Source organism: Oceanobacillus saliphilus (genome assembly GCF_023522835.1).
GTDB lineage: Bacteria > Bacillota > Bacilli > Bacillales > Amphibacillaceae > Oceanobacillus > Oceanobacillus saliphilus.
Window position 1 is genome coordinate 1 of sequence record NZ_JALCZU010000012.1, and the last position, 19,393, is coordinate 19,393.

Consider the following 19,393-nt stretch of genomic DNA (forward strand, 5'->3'; position numbering starts at 1 on the left):
TAAATATAAATAGAAAAATAAGCGTGATACCTTTTTTCCAATTTTCATGGAATGGTATCACGCTTATTTTTATTTACTGGGGTTTTGTCCCAGCCTCTTCCATCTGATTAACTCATTCCATAAGGACCCATACTGCCGGAATTGCCATTACCGCCGCCTCCACCAGTCAAGAAAGGCATCATTTTCTGTACTGTTTGGCCGAGATTCTGATTGTTTCTTGTCATTGTGTAGTAAGCTGCAGCTCCAACCCCGACAGAAGCAATTATTGGTAACCAATTACCATTTCTTTGCATTCATCATCAATCCTCTCTGTTAAAGTATCAGACAGGTTTAGCATGGCACAATGATTGAAAATCATGCTAGGAATCATATACCATGTAACTCGCTTCCTCAGCTGCATTCATTCCGGCCAGTCTTCCTGTTACAAGGGCTGAAGTAATGTTATATCCACCAGTATAGCCGTGAATATCCAAAATCTCTCCGCAAAAATAAAGGCCATGCATTATTTTGGACTGCATCGTATTTGGGACAATTTCCTTAATGGAAACACCGCCACCGGTCACAAATGCTTTTTCAAGCGGCAGGGAACCATGTACATGGAAAGTGAAGTTTTTGATGGTATGCACAATGGAACGTACTGTTTCTTTAGAGATATTCGCACATTTTTGGTCATCTCCAATTGAGTTATGCGCGAGAATATACGTTAAAAATCGTTCCGGGACAATTCCCTTTATTATATTTTTAAAAGCTTTCTTTGGGTTTTCTTCCATAGAGTCAAGAATATTCGTTATCAGTTTTTCTTCATGTTGATCTGGAAGGGCGTCAAGTACCATGGGAACTTTTTTCTGTCCCTTCATCAACTCCTTGACGACAAATTGCGAACAGCGTAATACAGCAGGTCCAGATACACCAAAATGAGTGAAAATCATATCCATTCTATGTGTGATGATCGGCTTGCCTTTTTTATTCAGAACCGATAAATCTACACTGCGAAGAGAGAGACCCTGAAGACTTTTATTTTGAATAAAGGGTTCTTTCGATGTTAGTGCAACTTCTGTTGGATAAAGCTCTGTTATCGTATGTCCGGCTTTTTTTGCCCAAGCGTAGCCATCCCCGGTTGAACCAGTATGTGGTACCGCCTTGCCACCGACAGCAATGACAATCGCTTTCGTATTTAGTTTTTCTCCTTCTTCCAAAATTACATGGTGCATGGTTTCGTCATAATGCACAGCCTTGACTTTTGTATTCATTTTCACGGTGACATTTAATTCCTTCAGTTTATCAATTAATGCGTTAACGACACTTTGCGCAGAGTTGGAAACAGGGAACATACGCCCATGATCCTCTTCCTTTAATGCTACACCCATATCTTCAAAGAAATCAATAATATCATCGTTATTAAAAACGGAAAAAGCACTGTATAGAAATTTACCATTTCCAGGGATGTGTTGAATTACTTCCTCTTGTGGGAGACGATTCGTTACATTACATCTTCCACCGCCTGAAATGGCGAGCTTTTTCCCGAGTTTTTTTCCTTTTTCAAGCAGCATCGTTTTTGCGCCATGCTCTGCTGCAGATATAGCAGCCATCAGACCGGACGGACCACCGCCAATTACGATTACATCATATGTCAATTCGATTCATTCCTTTCGTAAGTATAGTACCACTTAACAGCTGTCATGCTCAAATTTCTTTCATTAATTACCTTGAAATCGACAAAAATTGCTCCGTTGCACGAACATTATATGAAGAAACTGTGTATTAAGTATGGTAAAATGAGTTTTAGTATTTAAAAAAGAAAAACACACTGCAGACGGGGAAGTCGCAGTGATCAATTACGATTGCTAAGATGCGGGTGAAATAATGTCAAAAATAGTCAGAGGAACGATGCTTTTAACTGGTGCATCGTTTTTGTCGAAATTGTTGGGAATGCTTTATGTAATTCCCTTCAATGCGCTTGTAGGTGCTGAAGGTGGAACGCTTTATGCTTTTGCCTATACGCCATATAGTATATTTATTAGTCTATCAACAGTGGGGATTCCGTTAGCGGTTTCCAAATTTGTTTCGAAATATAATTCGCTCGGTGATTATGAAACGGGAATGCGAATGTTCAAAGCAGGAAGCAAACTCATGCTTTGTACTGGAATCATCGCATTTTTAATCATGTTCTTAGGGGCTGATTTGTTAGCACAATGGATGATTAAAGGGAAAGATGCAGAGGTTACTGCGGAGGACGTTGCGTTTGTTACTCGAATGGTCAGTGTTGCCTTAATTATCATTCCTTCCATGAGTATTGTGCGAGGATTCTTTCAAGGTCATGAATCGATGGGACCAACTGCAATTTCACAAGTTGTCGAACAAATTGTCAGGATTGCATTTATCTTAATAGGAGCCTATATTATACTCCATATACTTGGGGGTTCCATCGTTACAGCAGTCGGATTTTCAACATTTGCGGCATTCATTGGTGCACTTGGGTCCTGTGTCGTCCTGGCCATTTATTGGAAAAAGCGAAAGCCATTTCTTGACAGGCAAGTTGCAAATCAGCGCTATACGTATGACCTTGATACGAAGGATTTATTTAAAGAATTATTCCAGTATGCAGGACCATTTGTATTAGTTGGACTTGCCATTCCTTTATATCAGTTTATCGATCAGTTCACATTCGAGCCAGCCATGCTTGCCAGTGGTCGCCAAGGTATCTGGGTAGAAGCTTATTCGGTTATTAATATGTACGGTCATAAAATCGTTATTATCCCAATGACGATAGCAACTGGCCTTTCATTGGCGATGCTGCCAAGCCTGACACAGTCATTTACAAGAAAAAATGAACAAATGTATACAAAGCAAATTAACCAGGCTTTCCAAATCGTTTTAGTGCTCGTTATTCCTGCTTCAGTCGGAATAGCAATCTTATCACATGAAGTGTATGGTGCACTTTTTGGGATGAAAAATATTGAGATGACAGGTACATTACTTGCCTGGTATGCACCAATTGCACTGCTGTTTGCTTTGTTTACAGTAACATCAGGCATTCTTCAGGGTATAGACCAGCAGAACTATGCGGTGTTCAGTTTGCTGTCAGGCCTATTGGCAAAAATATTGCTGAACAGCCAGCTTATTCAGATGTTTGGTGCAAAGGGAGCAATCTTTGGGACCGCTATTGCGGCTAGTATTGCTGTGACACTTAATCTGTGGCGCATTAAAACAGCTATCGATTTTAAATTTAAACAAACCATTAAACGTACGATGCTGATTGGTATATTTACAGTAATCATGTGTATCGTAGTCTGGATTCTTAAAGGAATTATGGGTTTATTCATTCCATATGAAGAATCACGTTGGGCAGCTACTATAATGCTTGCTGTTGGTGCAACTGGTGGTGCAGTTGTCTATTTGGGACTTGCCTACTCATCCACATTGCTGGAACGAATCTTTGGGGGCAAGATCCCTTTAGTAGGCAGATTTTTAAGAAGGTAAAAGGAGAATGAGAATGCGTCTTGATAAATTGCTTTCCAATATGGGAATTGGAAGCAGAAAAGATGTAAAAACTTTATTAAAGAAGAAACAGGTTACCGTAAATGGAGCTGTTGTAAAAGATAATGCGATGAAAGTCGACCCGGAATCAGATGAGATTGCGGTGAATGGGGAAATCATTCGCTATAGGAAATACATTTATCTAATGATGAACAAAGCACCTGGCTATGTATCGGCAACGACAGACGCTCGCGAGAAAACGGTCATTGATTTGCTTGGAGAAGATGTCAGGCATTTCAATCCGTTTCCGGTCGGACGTCTTGATAAAGATACAGAAGGGTTATTGCTTCTAACTAATGATGGTGACTTGGCACATCAGCTCGTTTCTCCAAAGAAGAATGTCGGGAAAACGTATTTTGCCAGGATTGATGGTAACGTATCGGAAGCAGATATCAGAACGTTTCGTGAAGGTGTCGTGTTGGAGGATGGTTACCAGGCCAAACCGGGAGAACTTGTCATTTTGCGAAATGGAGAAACCTCAGAGATTGAAGTTACGATTACAGAGGGAAAGTTCCATCAAGTGAAGCGGATGTTCGAAGCCGTTGGGAAGAAAGTAATTTACTTGAAACGTCTAAGCATGGGTGAATTGAAACTAGATAACAACTTGAAGCTTGGCAACTACCGAGAATTGACGGAGAGCGAACTGGCGTATTGTCTTTCTTTAAAATCAGAAGCTTAAGCACACATAACTAGTAGGAGATGCATTGCTAGTTGGCCATGTGCTTTGCCGAAAAGAATAAATGAGGGATCAAACATGTCACATTATTTTATAGCCATCCATGTGCCAGAGGAGCTTCAAGCACTTTTTTCAGACTGGCAGCATGGATTGAAGGAACAATTTCCGTACAAGCAATGGCCACACAACCAGGATCTGCACATCACCCTAAAGTTTCTCGGTGATGTTGCCGATAATAAAGTGGAACAATTGAAGCAGGAATTGCAGAAAGTACAGGATTTGCAGGCTTTTGATCTTGATGTCGGAGGAATAGGTACGTTTGGCAATCCGAATAAACCTCGTGTCCTTTGGGCCGGGGTTGAACGTACGGATAGATTAGTCAAACTGCAGCAAATCGTCGAGGATTGTGCATTGAAAATCGGCTATCAAAAAGAAGAACGGGAATACCGACCACATATTACATTGGCCAAAATGTGGGCAGGGAAAAGCTCTTTATCTGAAGAGACATTACCTAGCCTGCAAAAACAATTTAAAGACAAGCAGACGATGCATGTAGCAGATATTGTACTGTTCCGCATTCATCCGACAAAGTCACCAAAATATGAAGTGGTCGAGCGGTATATGCTGAAATAACGATTCGAAAAAGATTCATAGCTGCTGGGATGTTCCTAGAAATACAGGATTAAATTTAAATTAGAGGAAAATGTCCATGTGTGTCCTCTAGAATGAGGGACAGTAAAGGCTGTTTTTCGTATCCATTATAAGCGTGCTGTTACGTAATTACAGCACGCTCCACTATGATAAGGGGGTGTAATTATCGCACAGTTAATAAAACTCCAGGATTACATATCAAGGTACGAATGGGATACATATCGTTATCCGACACAATATATCCGTTTAAAGAAAGACAACTGGAATAAGCTATACAGTATATGGGAGAATCCAGAATTACTGCATTCTGAGGAACCCGATTCAGAGTCGGAAACAGAACAACCTGCTATGACCAGATTTTCCAAGCTGAAGGCAAAGCTGAAACGAAAAACAGAACCGGAACAGCTGGAAGAGACCAAACAGGAACCCAGTGAATATGCAGATCTTCCGGATACAGAAGCAGAACTGAAGCAATATTTTTTGGATAAGCTTTTTCGCTTCCAAATGAAATGGGCAACATCAACGGTTACCGAAACTTCATTTGTAAATGGTGATTATTATCAGGATGCGCTACTTAAATATTTTATGCAACGATTTCCAGATACGTATTTAATTATGTATTTTCCAATATTTGCGATTAAAAAGGCACCGATAGAATCAGAGATTATGCTGATCAGTCCCATTGGCATAGAGATTATTCATTTTCTTGAGAAGAGCCCTGATACGGTCATTATGGCTGGGGATGAGCGTACATGGACGCTAGAAAAGGGAAATGAGCACACAAAGATACTTAGCCCATTAATTGCTCTGAAACGTTCTGAAAAACTTGTCAGCAGTATATTATCAAGCTATTCCATTGATTTTCCAATTAAGAAAACGGTCGTGTCACGTACGAACTCAATCGTTTATGCAACAGAGCCTTATAATACAAGACTCATTGGTCAGAAAGATTATGCTGATTGGTTTCAGGAAAAGCGTCGACTGACTTCCCCATTGAAGAATGTCCAATTGAAAACGGCAGAGGCTTTGCTGAAAACGTGTCAGACAACCTCGTTCAAACGTGCGGAATGGGAAGCAGATCGTGATTCAGAGTCATTTGGTAATGTGGGGGAATAGGGCATGTATATTTTTATTATTAACCCAAAAGCTGGTTTTGGGTTGGCACAGCGAATATTTTCCGATATTCAGCAAAGTGATACCTATCGCCAAATGGACAGGAAATACTATTTCACGGAATACGAAGGGCACGGAGAAGAAATTGCAAGTCAAATCAGCAATGATCCAACGGGCAAGACGATTATCGTTATTGGCGGGGACGGCACCATTCATGAAATCATAAACGGACTAACAACGACAGAAATTCCTTTAGGCTTTATTCCGGGAGGTTCTGGAAATGACTTTGCTAGAGGCTGTGGTATTAAAGGTAGTCCGCAGCAGATTTTGCAACAGATTGTAGAAGCTGACCATACGTTAGATTATTGGATTGGTAAATACAGTCAGCCGGATAAACAACAACGGAAATTTGCAAACAGCATCGGATTTGGATTTGATGCTGTAATCGCAAAGGCAGTAAATGAATCAAACTATAAAAACCTTCTCAATGCAATCGGATTAGGAACAGTTAGTTATGTTATCGCACTTTTACAAGTATTAATAACTTTTAAACCAATGTCTGTTACGATTGAAGTGAACGGAAAAACGAAGAAACTCGATAATTGCTGGATGGTTTCAATCGGGAATCATCCTTATTATGGCGGTGGAATGAAAATTATTCCTCATGCAGTGATTCAACCTAAAGTTTTGCCGGTCCTTATCATTCATTCGATTTCTAAATGGAAGGTTCTCGCTCTGTTTATAACGGTGTTTTTTGGCAACCATGCAAGCTATAAGGAAGTGGAAGTACTCGAAGCGAAATCTTTGAAAATAACTTCCGTTCAACCTATACTATTTCAAGTAGATGGTCAAACCGATCTATGCCGATATAGTGAAATAATAAAACAGGCTGCACCGATAAAAATCTTGGGAACAGCCTATAATAAGAAGTAATATTGCTCGTAACATAAAAATCATATTTGTGTTTTCATGTAAATCATTATAAAATATATTAATTGAACGCTAATTTTGAAAGATGTGAAAAAGTTATGATTGAATGGCTTGGACAAGTTTTAGGTATTGGTTGGAAAATAACACCTGCTGGCGGTCTGACGGGTGATGCGTTTGTTGCGGAAAAAGACAATAGACGACTTTTTCTGAAACGCAACTCATCTCCATTTCTCGCCGTATTGTCAGCTGAAGGAATTGTTCCCAAGCTAATTTGGACAAAGCGGATGGAGAATGGCGATGTCATCACCGCACAGGAATGGCTCGAAGGAAGATCGCTGAAAGCACATGAAATGCAGCATCAGCGTGTAGCTGATATCCTTCACAAGATACATCATTCATCCGAATTATTGCATATGCTCCTCCGTATGGGTAGAAAACCTGCCACATCGGATGATAGCCTTAAAAATATTAAAGAGATGCTAAATTCGAGAGGTCTGATTGCTAACTATGTAGAAGTTCAGACGGCTATCGACCATCTTGAACAACTATTGCCAAACACACGTAATCAGAATCTTGTTGTGTGCCATTGTGATATTAATCATAACAATCTTATCCTGACTGAGGATGGGAATATTTTCCTTGTTGACTGGGATAATGCGATGATAGCAGATCCCGTTACAGATTTTGGTATGCTGCTGAAATGGTATATTCCAATAGAGAACTGGAATGACTGGCTTATAAAATATGGTGTTACACCTAATAGTAATCTGTTTGAGCGAATGTACTGGTATTTGCTTCATGATGCGCTCCAGTTTTTAAACTGGCACTCGAAACGGGAAGAACCAGTTAAAGTAATGGAACGCCTCAATGATCTGAAAGAATTGAATGAACAAATACGTACTTCTATTCTAAAGTAGTCGTTTGTTGTATGGCACTTATCCAATGATCAAGATTATTTCTATTCCATGTAATATGATCCGGCTGACTTTGCGCTGATTCGCCTTGTCTGCCATAATTATATATATCGGGAAGCAGATTCAGCAGCTGTTCATCCGTAATGCTGTTGTTTGCCAACATCGATTTGACTAAACGTTTTATTTGCTGGTATTCACTGACAGTGGCACAGCAGTCAACCTGTTGTTCATCCAAAATATCAAGCAGCAGTGTCAATTGATTGTTTACATCTAGCGTCATCATAATCACCTCACGAATTAGTTTAGTCTGTTTCTTTTTTTCTATTCAAAAAGGCACTGGACTTAGCTATCTATGTTTAACAATTAATCAGTAGGAAAATTTATCTAATCTATCTTGCAAGTAAAGCGAGGGAACACAATGCGTCAAAGACATAAACCATGGGCTGATGACTTTTTAAATAGACATAACCATATTGTCATCCCGAATGTAACCGAATATAAAGGAATATGGCAATCTGTTTTTAAAAATGACCATCCAATCCATATTGAAGTTGGAACCGGAAAAGGGCAATTTCTCGTTGGAATGGCCAAACAGCATCCGGATATTAATTTTATCGGAATTGAAATGGCGAAAAGTATTATCGTATCAGCTGCCCAGAAAGTGCTTGATGGGGAAGTCGATAATCTACTTCTCTTAAACGAAAATGCAGAAGATCTCAGGGAGATGTTTGCTGAAAATGAAGTTGCCACTATCTACTTGAATTTCTCTGATCCGTGGCCAAAAAACCGTCATGAGAAAAGAAGGCTGACATACCATACATTCCTGGAGCAATATAAAGAGGTTCTCGATCCCGCAGGAAAAGTTATCTTTAAAACGGATAATCGTGGATTATTTGAGTATTCGTTAGTTAGCTTTAATGCATACGGAATGAAGCTTGAAGAAGTGAATCTCGATCTGCATGCCATTAGTGACCCTTTAAATGTAATGACAGAATATGAAGAGAAATTTGCTGCCAAAGGGCAAGTTATCTATAGAAGCCGAGCGAGTTTTTAATGAAGCGGAAAAGATCATCATTGGTTATGATGGTCTTTTCAGTTATAAAAGCTACTAACTAGCAAGATTTTTAAAGCCTTCGGGATGCATGATCGTATTGTTGCAAGAGATAATGATCGGAATTGAATCCAGAGGAATAGATTTAAAAAAAGCTTGACTTATTATAGGGAAGTTTGTCATAATAACATCAATAACTTATATGAACACCTTTAAAGCAGTCCTGTGAGGCTGGTAAGGTTAAAGCAGTAGGCACTTGCATTTTTTAGGTGCATTCAATTCTTCAGGTAAAGGCTATGCCTATGCCCTGTGCTGCTTACAAATACCTTGCCAGATCGCCCGGGCAAGGTGTTTTTTTATGCAACGAGAGAACTTGTCGAATACTAAGTTTTCTATAAAAAACAGGGGAGAGAACGAGATGAAACAACGAGAAATTCAGGTTAATGAGCGCCTGCCTTTATTACAAAGCTTACCATTGAGCATACAGCACTTATTTGCTATGTTTGGATCAACGGTATTGGTACCAATTTTATTCGGTGTTGATCCAGCAACAATCCTATTAATGAATGGTATTGGAACGTTACTATATATCTTGATTACGAAAGGACAGATTCCAGCATATCTTGGTTCAAGTTTTGCCTTCATTTCTCCAGTAATGGCAGTATTGACTACGGGTGGCGGATATGGAGCTGCATTAGGCGGTTTCTTCGTTGTAGGTCTTGTACTAGTTATGGTTGGGGTTATCGTAAAATTTGTAGGTACGTCTTGGATAGATGTCATTTTTCCACCTGCAGCAATGGGAGCAATCGTGGCGGTTATCGGACTGGAACTCGTACCAGTTGCTGCTAATATGGCCGGACTAGTTGCACAACCGGAAGTAGCGAGAGATACAACAGCAATCACCATTTCCCTGCTTACACTTGGAGCAACAATTATTTACTGGGTGACGATGAGAGGATTCCTGAAAATTATTCCAATTTTGCTTGGTATTATTACAGGCTATGTCATCGCAACGATGTTTGGCATTGTCGACTATACGGCCGTCAAAGAAGCAAGCTGGATACAAATGCCGACGTTTTATCAAATTGAATTCAATTGGTCGGATATCCTAATTATTTTACCAGCAGCACTTGTACTTGTACCTGAACATATCGGACACTTAGTTGTTACAGGAAATATCGTCAAGAAAGACCTTGTCAAAGATCCCGGACTGGATCGTTCCTTGTTCGGTAATGGTATTTCGACGATGATATCCAGTTTCTTCGGATCCACACCGAATACAACTTACGGTGAAAACATCGGGGTACTGGCAATTACGCGCGTCTATTCCACATGGATTATCGGTGGAGCGGCAGTAGTGGCCGTAATATTATCTTTCTCCGGAAAACTGGCTGCCCTCATTTCTTCCATTCCTGAACCGGTTATGGGTGGAATATCCTTATTGTTATTCGGTATTATCGCAGTAAGCGGTTTGCGAATGCTTGTTGAACAGCAAGTGAATTACAATAATTCTCAAAACCTCATCTTGACATGTGTCGTGTTGGCAATCGGTATTAGTGGTGCGTCCATCCAAATCGGAAATGTGGCGCTGGCCGGAATGGGACTAGCTACTATTGTAGCAATCATCATCAGCTTGTTCTTTAAGCTATTGGATATATTGAAGTTATCAAATGAATCGTAATAACCACTGCTCTGCGAATTAATCGCAGAGCATTTTTTTTGCAACTAAGGCATCTGCTCAAAGGCTTGGTCTTTGCCAAGTTTTTCTTATTTTACTATTTAGGATGATCTTACTAGAATTATATTGAAGTATTAATATTCATCATTCTTTTGCACTATAAAAATTCATAAAATTCATGCATTTATTTAATACTACTTTGCTAGTATAAAGAGTAGACATATGGAAGAAAGGAGTAGAGAAGCTAATTAGTTGGAGTTCATTTATGGTCTTACAATAGGGAGGGAATAGTATGAAGCAAAAATGGTGGATGAGTACCTTGCTCGTTTCTGTTTTTACGTTGGGCTCCATTGTCCCTGTAAATGCAGCAAGCGAATCTAATCCAATATCCGATGCGCGATCTGCATCATCAGATCGTACAGAGCCAAGGGTAACGGTTGGTCCAGCCGGAAAAACACTCTTATCAAAAGAAGAAACGACAACAATCGGACCGGGAATTGAATTATCAAGTTTCGAACGATTCGATGCACGGGGCTGGCTGAATGGTGAAGTGATGACAATTGATTTATCCAATGACATGGTAGCAGCGGATTTGCTATATCCTGGTGAGATATCCAAAACGATGCGGGTATCGGAAATGGCTAAGAATGCTGGTGCGATTGGTGCTGTAAATGGGGACTTTTTTGATATTAATAATACAAGTGCACCATCAGGAACAATGATTAAAGATAATATCCTGTTAAAAAGCCCACAAGGCTCTACATTAACTGCGGGTGTTGATCAGCAAGGTCTCGGGAAAATTACCGATATTTTCCTTGAAGGTACGATACAGCTGCCATCAGGAGACCATTCGCTTGCAGCCCTAAATCAATCTGCTATTCCCTCAAATGGAATCGGATTGTATACATCTGTCTGGGGACAAGCCCAAAGATCAACTAGTGGTTCTTCATTGTATGAAGTAATCGTACAAGATGGGGAAGTAGTGGCTGTCTCTGATCAGGCTGGAAAGGGACCTATTGCAGAAGATACATTTGTTTTGGTTGGACGTGAGCAAGGTGCGAATACATTAAAAGAATTATCGATTGGTGATGAAGTTACAGTTGCATATTCACCAAAAATCGATGAAGGTACATGGATGAACTTTGCAATCGGTGGAAATGTGAAGCTGGTTGACGGTGGACAAGTTCCAGCGAACATAGATGATAGCACTACCGCACCACGGACAGCAGTTGGATTTTCAGAAGATGGGAAAACGATGCTGCTTGCCTTAGTTGACGGTCGACAAGTTAATAGTCGTGGAATGACCTATAAAGAATTAGGGAAATTAATGAAGGAATATGGTGCGTTTACTGCATTAAATGTTGATGGTGGCGGATCATCAACAATGGTTGCACGCATGCCTGGGTATGCAGATGCAGAGGTAGTCAATGAACCATCTGACGGTGTTGAACGAAGTGTACCAAATGGAATTGGGATTTTTGCACAGGCAGGAAGTGGGGAGCTAACATCATTTGCTGTTGAAACAGTAGCAAATAATGAAAATAGTGACCGTGTTTTTCCTGGATTAAGCAGAACCTTTATCGGACTTGGACATGACGAAAACTATTCCCCTGTTGAAGTTGGGGAAATATCATGGCAGGCTCTTCCAGCTGATGTCGGTTCATTTGACAATGATGGCATTTTTCATGCGAAAAAACCGGGAACAGCTGTTGCAGAAGCGCAAATCAAATCAGCTAAAGGTACAAAGAAATTAACCGTGCTCGGAGAATTGGACCGTATCGAAACATCTAACTCCTATCTTGGACTTGAAATGGGGAGAAATAGCAGTTTTTCCGTTACTGGTTTTGATAAAGATGGTTATTCTGCACCGATAGAACCAAGAGATTTGGACTTGGATTACGATGATTCGGTTGTAGAAATTGAAGAAAATCAGGATGGAAGCTTTACTGTTGTACCAAGGGAAGATGGTTCATCCACGACAATTGCAGTGACTGCCCTGGATAAAAAAGTATACCTTCCAGTTACGGTAGGACTGGAGACAGTGGAAATAGATGATTTTGAAAATACGTCAAATTGGAGTGTTACAAAGTATCCATCTGCTGTTGGGGCGTCCATGGAAGTGGTGGAAGGTAGAGAAGGAAATGGTATTCAGATGAACTATGACTTTTCGACTACGACAGCTACACGTGCGGCTTATTTACAGTCCTCCCCAAGTCTGGAACTTCCAGGTGATGTCCAAAAAATTGGTCTTTGGGTACATGGGGATGGGAATGGATCTTGGCTTCGTACAGTTATAACTGACGCTGCCGGAACAAATTATACGTTAACATTAGCAAATCAAGTAAACTGGACAGGCTGGAAGTATGTCGAAACAACGATTCCAGCAGGGATTAGCTACCCAGTAAAATTATGGCGTATTTATCCGGTTGAAACCGATAGAAATAAGCAGTATAGCGGACAGCTGATTTTTGATGATCTGACAGTCGAAGTCCCGCCAACTGTTGAAATACCTGAGCAAGAGGAAGCTAAACCAGATCCTCTAATTGTTCAGAATGAATCAATCGGTAATGATCGCTGGAAGTTTGCAATTCTTGCAGACAGCCAGTTCACTGCAAACGCTCCAAATAGCAATAGCGCTCAGATGGCTCGTGAATCCCTTCGTCAAATCATTGCGGAGGAACCGGAATTCCTTGTCATTAATGGAGATTTTGTAGATACCGCTTGGGAAGAAGATTTTGAATTTGCTAAGCAAGTTTTAGATGAAGAAGTAGGAGATGAGATTCCTGTTTACTATATTCCAGGAAATCATGAGATTGTAGGTTCAGGGAATTTGGATAATTTTCTAAATGTCTTTGAAGAAAACCGATTTAGCTTTGATCATAAAGGAACAAGATTTATTTTATTGGACACATCAAAAGGCAGCTTAAGAACAAGTGATTTCGACCAACTAATTGAATTGAAAGAATCACTTCATGAAGCTGCATCAAATCCACAAATTAAAAATGTAACGGTGATTGGTCACCATCCAACACGTGATCCGCTTCCGACGGATAATAGTCAGCTGGCTGATCGCAAGGAGGCTCAATTGTTGGAGCAATGGTTCACTGAATTCCGCCAAAAATCAGGTGGAAAAGGCGCAGTTTATATTAGTGGTCATGCACATACGGTAAATCTGGAGCGTGTAGAAGGTGTGCCATATATGGTTGTTGGCTCTGCAGGAAAGGCTCCATATGGCGCAGTTGATAACGGCGGATTCTATGCATGGACACTTTTCGGAGTTGATCCTACTGCGATACCTGATCAATCAAATGGTCCTGAAAAAGCAGCAAACAGAAGTAATGTTAAGGGTTCTCAGTGGATACAAGCGGAAGTACGTCCATTGCTAGAATCAATTACACTACATGCTCCTGAAACAGCAAATAGTGGAGAGACAATTACGGTTGAAGCTACAGGTCATCAAGTCGGAAACCTGAACTTCCCACTGCGTTACCCGGCATCTGTCACATGGGAAGGAAGTAATAATGTGTTTATTGGCACTGGTAAAGAAGCCGAACAAGCTGAGAGAACAGGTAAGTACGCAGCGGTCTTGAATCCGGCAACAGGTGAGCTAAAAACATTAAGTGGCGGAGAGATTATGTTGAAAGTTATATCCAATAACGAAAGTGCCCAACAGCAAATTACCATTCAGTAGTTATTTGTTGCAACCAATAATAGAAAACGTGGTGCTTTCGCTGCACTTGTAGCAGGTGGTAAAGGTTTATCCTTTCCAATCAGCTCTACTAAACAGAGCGCAATTCGTGATGAATTGCGCTCTTGTTAATGTCTCAAGCATGGGATCGGTTTTAACGAATGACTAGTTCTGTCTACCTTGTACCCCTGGTTCATGCTGTTTTCGCTTATTTACCCAAATACGATTTTGATTGGTGTTATCAGGGAATTTTTCTCCAGCATGAAGCTTAATTTGTTGTGGGTCGTTCACATTACTACCGGTTTCACCAATTTCAATATAAACCCCGTTATTTGGTGCTTTGTCACCAGACCGAAATTGTGAGCCTTCACCCATAAAAATCACTCCTTATTCATCTAAGGTTTTCTTAGTATGGTGTCATCCGCTGCATTTAATTAGTGGCAAAAACAGGATACATCAGCAAGCCTCGACAAATGATGACAAAATTCGGGTAGTGACAGGCACCTCAGTGGCACCTCACAGTATTTTTTGGATCAGGTGTGGAATGTCATGGTTTTCGATATTGTTGATATATGTTTTTAGGTTGTCATGTAGTGGTGCTGTGTCATTCTTGATTCGATTTATAATGATTGGTTCCAAATCTGTCAATGTATTCCAATTATCGAGATGAAATATTAGTCCCTGGTTCTTTAAATAATTTAAATTGATTTCTTCTTGTCCGGGTAAAGCTTCATAAACAAAGATTGGAATCCGTTTCCATAGGCATTCACTCATGGTTACCCCACCAGGTTTGGTAATAATGGCATCTGCCTGATCATATAATCGATTCATTTCTTCTTTTGAACTTATATAGGGAATAGCTTGTATAGAGGGATGATTCAGCCGATCAACCGATTGGAATAATTTTTGGTTTTTCCCGCAAAGTACTTGATAACGAATGGTTCCCGATGGATGGAGTCGGTTGAGAAGCTTTTGGATGGACCCTGCTCCCATATTGCCTCCACTGATAAGTACGGTATATTTGGTTTTTTCCTTGGCCAATTGGCTGTCCACTCGGAAGCTTGGATGTACAGGTATCCCTGTGACAAAAACCTGATCTGGCTTCATTCCTCGTTCCAATAATTGATTCTTCACATCCATGCTCGGAATGAAATGGTAATTTATTTCATCCATTCCCCATAGTTCATTGATAAAGTAATCTGTATAGACATTAATAACCGTTCCTGACCAGGAATCCCTTTTTTTCAAACTGCTGAGAAGATAGGACGGTAAGGAATGTGTACAGATGACCAAATCGGGTTTTGTCTGCTCGAGAATTCGTTGCACTTGTTTCAAAAATAAAACTTCATATAGAAAGTAGTTCTTTTTAGGTTTTTCTTTTTTTACTACGACGCGTTTATATACTTGACTATAGATAGTCGGAAACCTTTGGATCCAATATAAATAAAATGAGGACACCAGCTTTTCGATGGTACCAAAGCTAAACGAAAGCAGCTCAACTTTAACACAGTCAAATTCACCAGCAGATTGATGTAATTGATCTTGTATACAGTCAGCGACGTGGTGATGTCCTGAAGGTATTTGTAAAAATGGCATAAATAATATTCGGACCATAGTTATTCGACTCCTTCACGATATAGTTTGTGAAGAGAAAATCATTTCATTCTCCAAACCTAAAACTTCCAGTTATAGTAATACAATTTCCTACACAAAATTAAAATACTACGAACAAGGAGAACTGGAATGATGAAAATGAACCTTAGAAGCTGTTGCTTATGCGTTTGGAATTTCATTGACCCTATCTACTATCGGTTCACTCGTCTGGAGTATATCGTTAATGAAAAAGGAAATCAGACAATGGTACGTGTCCGTCTGACCAAATACAAAGGGAGGAGTATTACGTTAGCGGATGGTACAGTAATCAACAAAAATGATACGTTATTAAAAATTCATCTGCATAATGTTCAGTTGGTAAAGCAAGTGCATATGTTTGAAAGTGAACTTAGACGCGGATTAGTTATATACAAGAGTGTTCGAGATGCACTGCCATCTATTGCCAAGTATATCCAATTACATGAAAATACAGATGATATTAAGGGTATCATTGGTATTACCTCGCTTTATAAAGGGTGTAAGAGACTTGGATTTGAAACGAAACCGATTCACAGTAATTATTATAAGTTTTTTAAAAAAGCAGCATTTTACCCAATCGATTTTATAGCATCTGCAACGAACAGTAAAAATCAGAAAACTCCGGTTTACTTATTTATGCCGAAGGACCAGTTATACCGAAAATACAAGCCTGTTTAATTGGCAACCCATCCATATATTACAAATGAATATCCCGTCTCAAACCCGTATAATAGGTTCGGGAGGGGATAAGATGTTTTACGCTGTTATTACAATTATTTTGATTCTACTAAGCTACTTTATATATATCGGAAACAAAAATACCCATGCTGTTACAATAAATGATATTCAACTAGACAATGGTGTGGAATCTGTCGGCGATCAATCACTTCGCATTCTTCATATTTCAGATATGCATATTGAAAATATCTCCGTAACACCTGATCAGCTTTTTGAACAATTAAAAAATCAGCCAATCGATCTGATTGCACTAACAGGAGATTTCCTTGATCGGAAACGAAGCATTCCAAGGCTTGTTCCGTATTTAGAGGCGCTGCGCAAGTTGAATCCCGTCCATGGAATGTATGCTGTATTCGGTAATCATGATTATGTACTGCGTCATCCGTATTTTGAGCAATTAAAAGATGTCTTGAATAATCACGGAGTCAAAACACTGCAAAATGAAAATGAAACACTTTTAATAGATGGGAAGACAGTCAATATCATTGGAGTTGATGATTTTGGCACTGGCCATAGTGACTTAGAGAAGTCTTATGATGAAGTAGGCACAGGTTATAATTTAGTATTGACCCATGATCCGAATGTTGTATTGGAGATGGCAGACTATCATTATGACTATTTGTTATCAGGTCATTTCCATGGTGGGCAAATATACTGGCCGAAACCGTACCATTTAGTGAAAATGGGGAAATTAGTCCGGATGAACATGGTGAAAGGATTACAGAAATACAAAGGGCGTTCGTTTTATATTAGCGAAGGTCTTGGTCAGACAGGAGTTAACATTCGGATCGGAAGCCGTCCGGAAATCACATTCCACACCGTCCAGTTACAACCGGCAGAAATCAAACAGAATGCAGGCGAAGCAGAACGTACTCCAGTCTTTGCTGGCTAATGCTTTTTTGTTCGGTTTATTTTTTATTCAGTAAAGTATAAAAAACGTGAATCCCATGGTAGGGATTCACGTTTTTTTTTATTCGACAAAATTCGAGGAGTGACCACAGGCACTTAACGGTATTCGTTTACTTCGAATAGGTCGATGAGTTCAATTTTTGGATTTTTGTCTTTGAACCAGTTCAGTGCGAATTCGTTGCGGAATAGGACGAGATGGTTGCCGTCCCGATCTTTACAGAGAAGATTCCCGCTATCGAAAAGGGATTCATCAACCTGATCATCCTTCAACCAGCGAGGGATGCGCTCTCCAATTGGTTCAAACATAATTTCTGCATTATATTCATTTTGCATACGGTATTTGAATACATCATACTGGAGTTCACCAACTGCACCAAGAATAAATGAATCCGTCATTTTATCACGGAATAATTGGATTGCCCCTTCCTGTACAAGCTGTTCGATCCCTTTACGGAATTGCTTCGATTTCAGGACGTTTTTTGCAGTTACTTTTTTGAATACTTCTGGTGGAAACTGTGGAAGTTCATCATATTCAAACTTCTCTTTCCCTTCCAACAGTGTATCGCCAATTTGATATGCGTTTGGATCATAAATTCCGATAATGTCACCTGCATAAGCCTCATCCACCGTTTCTCTCGACGATGCTACCATTTGCTGTGATTGGGAAAGCTTGAATACTTTACCCGTCCTCGATAATTGAACACTCATACCTCGGTCGAATTTACCGGAGCATACACGCAAGAAAGCAACACGGTCACGGTGGGCAGGATTCATATTCGCCTGTATCTTAAAGATAAATCCTGAGAAATCGGGACGATCAGGCTGGATAACACCTTCTGTTGATTTTCTTGGTGTAGGGGTTGGCGCCATATTGATGAATGTATCGAAAAATAACTCAACGCCGAATGGTGCAAGGGCACTGCCAAAAAATACCGGTGTTTGCTCTCCGGCCAGAACAGATTCCAATGAAAACTGATCGCCAGCTTCTTCAACCAATTCAAGCTCATCTTTTGCAGCTTGATAAATAGGGTTTGAAATAAGCTTCTCATGTTTCAGGAGTTCTTCGTTCGGAATATATGTCTCTACATCGTCAACATTATTTTTCACAAACTGCTTGCCATAGCGGTCAAAAATGCCGAGGAAGCCTTTTCCCATGCCGGCAGGCCAGTTCATTGGGTAGGTTTCAATATCTAATACTTGTTCAATTTCTTCGAGCAGTTCAAGTGGTTCTTTCCCTTCACGGTCTAATTTGTTAATGAATGTGAAGATAGGAATTCCGCGCATCCGACATACTTTAAATAGCTTCAATGTCTGTGCTTCAATCCCTTTTGTTGAATCAATGATCATAACGACACTATCCACGGCTGTCAGTGTGCGGTACGTATCTTCACTGAAATCCTCGTGCCCTGGTGTATCGAGGATATTCACATAATAACCATCATAGGGGAAGTTCATTACACTCGATGTAACGGAAATTCCACGTTGTTTTTCAATTTCCATCCAGTCCGATGTTGCAAACTTGCCGGATTTTTTTCCTTTGACAGTTCCTGCTGAGCGGATTAGATTTCCGTATAAGAGCAACTTCTCCGTCATTGTCGTCTTTCCAGCATCCGGATGGGAAATAATGGCAAATGTTTTTCGTTTCTTTACTTCATCTTGTATACTCATAAAAAAATCCCTTCTGTTCTAGATTCTATATAGCGTTTCGAATAAAATTTGGGATTTTCATCTTACATTTGATTGACGCTCCTTTAGCAATTCATGTATTTCCTCTGATATAATATTACTGGACCAACTATTACTATACTATTTTTTTCACTAATTTTAAATAAAACCTAACAATTTTATTCGAACCCCTAACGAAAGGAGCGTCTCC

The 19,393-nt window shown here is 39.9% G+C and carries 17 protein-coding genes; 11 read left to right on the forward strand and 6 right to left on the reverse strand.

Translation table 11 applies throughout. From position 1 onward, the window contains the following. Positions 1-107 precede the first annotated feature (107 nt). Both MN204_RS17120 and MN204_RS17125 read right to left on the reverse strand, forming a co-directional pair. The gene (locus MN204_RS17120; RefSeq protein WP_249872311.1) at positions 108-293 is read right to left on the reverse strand and encodes a hypothetical protein; all 186 of its coding nucleotides are present in this window, start codon (positions 291-293) and stop codon (positions 108-110) included. Positions 294-359: 66 nt separating this feature from the next. Beyond that, positions 360-1,634 carry a BaiN/RdsA family NAD(P)/FAD-dependent oxidoreductase gene (locus tag MN204_RS17125; protein ID WP_306798753.1) on the reverse strand — a complete coding sequence of 425 codons (1,275 nt, stop codon included), beginning with the start codon at positions 1,632-1,634 and terminating at the stop codon, positions 360-362. A 229-nt stretch (positions 1,635-1,863) separates the two neighbouring features. Here MN204_RS17125 and MN204_RS17130 point away from each other — a divergent pair, with 229 nt between their 5' ends. The 6 genes from MN204_RS17130 (at position 1,864) to MN204_RS17155 (ending at position 7,824) form a co-directional block, all read left to right on the forward strand. Beyond that, entirely contained in the window at positions 1,864-3,480 is a 1,617-nt protein-coding gene (locus MN204_RS17130; protein ID WP_249872312.1) for a putative polysaccharide biosynthesis protein, read from the forward strand. 13 nt (positions 3,481-3,493) lie between these two features. Then, on the forward strand, positions 3,494-4,216 hold the full coding sequence (locus MN204_RS17135) for a pseudouridine synthase (protein WP_249872313.1): 723 nt from the start codon (positions 3,494-3,496) through the stop codon (positions 4,214-4,216). A 75-nt stretch (positions 4,217-4,291) separates the two neighbouring features. Then, a complete protein-coding gene (gene thpR, locus MN204_RS17140; protein WP_249872314.1) occupies positions 4,292-4,846 on the forward strand; it encodes an RNA 2',3'-cyclic phosphodiesterase in 555 nt (184 codons plus the stop codon). A gap of 366 nt (positions 4,847-5,212) precedes the next feature. Further along, complete coding sequence (locus MN204_RS17145) at positions 5,213-5,980, forward strand: NERD domain-containing protein (protein ID WP_249872315.1); 768 nt, start codon at positions 5,213-5,215, stop codon at positions 5,978-5,980. 3 nt (positions 5,981-5,983) lie between these two features. Next, positions 5,984-6,910 (forward strand): diacylglycerol/lipid kinase family protein, encoded by a 927-nt coding sequence (locus tag MN204_RS17150; RefSeq protein ID WP_249872316.1) that lies wholly within the window; start codon positions 5,984-5,986, stop codon positions 6,908-6,910. Positions 6,911-7,005: 95 nt separating this feature from the next. After that, a complete protein-coding gene (locus MN204_RS17155; protein ID WP_249872317.1) occupies positions 7,006-7,824 on the forward strand; it encodes a phosphotransferase family protein in 819 nt (272 codons plus the stop codon). On the opposite strand, the gene MN204_RS17160 is transcribed toward MN204_RS17155, so the two are convergent. Beyond that, on the reverse strand, positions 7,811-8,101 hold the full coding sequence (locus tag MN204_RS17160) for a YtzH-like family protein (RefSeq protein ID WP_249872318.1): 291 nt from the start codon (positions 8,099-8,101) through the stop codon (positions 7,811-7,813). The genes MN204_RS17155 and MN204_RS17160 overlap by 14 nt on opposite strands. Before the next feature lie 138 nt (positions 8,102-8,239). Here MN204_RS17160 and trmB point away from each other — a divergent pair, with 138 nt between their 5' ends. The 3 genes from trmB (at position 8,240) to MN204_RS17175 (ending at position 14,241) form a co-directional block, all read left to right on the forward strand. Beyond that, complete coding sequence (gene trmB, locus MN204_RS17165) at positions 8,240-8,875, forward strand: tRNA (guanosine(46)-N7)-methyltransferase TrmB (protein ID WP_249872319.1); 636 nt, start codon at positions 8,240-8,242, stop codon at positions 8,873-8,875. A 415-nt stretch (positions 8,876-9,290) separates the two neighbouring features. Further along, a complete protein-coding gene (uraA, locus tag MN204_RS17170) occupies positions 9,291-10,553 on the forward strand; it encodes a uracil permease (protein WP_249872320.1) in 1,263 nt (420 codons plus the stop codon). A gap of 289 nt (positions 10,554-10,842) precedes the next feature. Beyond that, a complete protein-coding gene (locus MN204_RS17175) occupies positions 10,843-14,241 on the forward strand; it encodes a phosphodiester glycosidase family protein (protein WP_249872321.1) in 3,399 nt (1,132 codons plus the stop codon). 162 nt (positions 14,242-14,403) lie between these two features. Here the strand turns inward: MN204_RS17175 and MN204_RS17180 are convergent, their stop codons facing one another. After that, a complete protein-coding gene (locus MN204_RS17180) occupies positions 14,404-14,613 on the reverse strand; it encodes a YjzC family protein (RefSeq protein ID WP_249872322.1) in 210 nt (69 codons plus the stop codon). 141 nt (positions 14,614-14,754) lie between these two features. Continuing rightward, a complete protein-coding gene (locus MN204_RS17185; RefSeq protein ID WP_249872323.1) occupies positions 14,755-15,852 on the reverse strand; it encodes an MGDG synthase family glycosyltransferase in 1,098 nt (365 codons plus the stop codon). A gap of 129 nt (positions 15,853-15,981) precedes the next feature. On the opposite strand from MN204_RS17185, the gene MN204_RS17190 reads away from it, so the two are divergent. After that, on the forward strand, positions 15,982-16,548 hold the full coding sequence (locus tag MN204_RS17190; protein WP_249872324.1) for a YkoP family protein: 567 nt from the start codon (positions 15,982-15,984) through the stop codon (positions 16,546-16,548). Positions 16,549-16,621: 73 nt separating this feature from the next. Then, positions 16,622-17,500, forward strand: a complete 879-nt coding sequence (locus MN204_RS17195; RefSeq protein WP_249872325.1) for a metallophosphoesterase — start codon at positions 16,622-16,624, stop codon at positions 17,498-17,500. Between the two features lie 113 nt (positions 17,501-17,613). Here the strand turns inward: MN204_RS17195 and MN204_RS17200 are convergent, their stop codons facing one another. Then, positions 17,614-19,185, reverse strand: a complete 1,572-nt coding sequence (locus MN204_RS17200) for a peptide chain release factor 3 (RefSeq protein ID WP_249872326.1) — start codon at positions 19,183-19,185, stop codon at positions 17,614-17,616. Positions 19,186-19,393: the final 208 nt, after the last annotated feature.

Excerpts from the sequence above, each read along its gene's own strand:
- uraA (WP_249872320.1), top strand. The coding sequence starts at position 9,291 with ATGAAACAACGAGAAATTCAGGTTAATGAGCGCCTGCCTTTATTACAA.
- MN204_RS17200 (WP_249872326.1), bottom strand. The coding sequence starts at position 19,185 with ATGAGTATACAAGATGAAGTAAAGAAACGAAAAACATTTGCCATTATT.
- MN204_RS17185 (WP_249872323.1), bottom strand. The coding sequence starts at position 15,852 with ATGGTCCGAATATTATTTATGCCATTTTTACAAATACCTTCAGGACAT.
- MN204_RS17160 (WP_249872318.1), bottom strand. The coding sequence starts at position 8,101 with ATGACGCTAGATGTAAACAATCAATTGACACTGCTGCTTGATATTTTG.
- MN204_RS17150 (WP_249872316.1), top strand. The coding sequence starts at position 5,984 with ATGTATATTTTTATTATTAACCCAAAAGCTGGTTTTGGGTTGGCACAG.
- trmB (WP_249872319.1), top strand. The coding sequence starts at position 8,240 with ATGCGTCAAAGACATAAACCATGGGCTGATGACTTTTTAAATAGACAT.
- MN204_RS17175 (WP_249872321.1), top strand. The coding sequence starts at position 10,843 with ATGAAGCAAAAATGGTGGATGAGTACCTTGCTCGTTTCTGTTTTTACG.
- MN204_RS17180 (WP_249872322.1), bottom strand. The coding sequence starts at position 14,613 with ATGGGTGAAGGCTCACAATTTCGGTCTGGTGACAAAGCACCAAATAAC.
- MN204_RS17195 (WP_249872325.1), top strand. The coding sequence starts at position 16,622 with ATGTTTTACGCTGTTATTACAATTATTTTGATTCTACTAAGCTACTTT.
- MN204_RS17130 (WP_249872312.1), top strand. The coding sequence starts at position 1,864 with ATGTCAAAAATAGTCAGAGGAACGATGCTTTTAACTGGTGCATCGTTT.
- MN204_RS17155 (WP_249872317.1), top strand. The coding sequence starts at position 7,006 with ATGATTGAATGGCTTGGACAAGTTTTAGGTATTGGTTGGAAAATAACA.
- thpR (WP_249872314.1), top strand. The coding sequence starts at position 4,292 with ATGTCACATTATTTTATAGCCATCCATGTGCCAGAGGAGCTTCAAGCA.
- MN204_RS17120 (WP_249872311.1), bottom strand. The coding sequence starts at position 293 with ATGCAAAGAAATGGTAATTGGTTACCAATAATTGCTTCTGTCGGGGTT.
- MN204_RS17145 (WP_249872315.1), top strand. The coding sequence starts at position 5,213 with ATGACCAGATTTTCCAAGCTGAAGGCAAAGCTGAAACGAAAAACAGAA.
- MN204_RS17135 (WP_249872313.1), top strand. The coding sequence starts at position 3,494 with ATGCGTCTTGATAAATTGCTTTCCAATATGGGAATTGGAAGCAGAAAA.
- MN204_RS17190 (WP_249872324.1), top strand. The coding sequence starts at position 15,982 with ATGATGAAAATGAACCTTAGAAGCTGTTGCTTATGCGTTTGGAATTTC.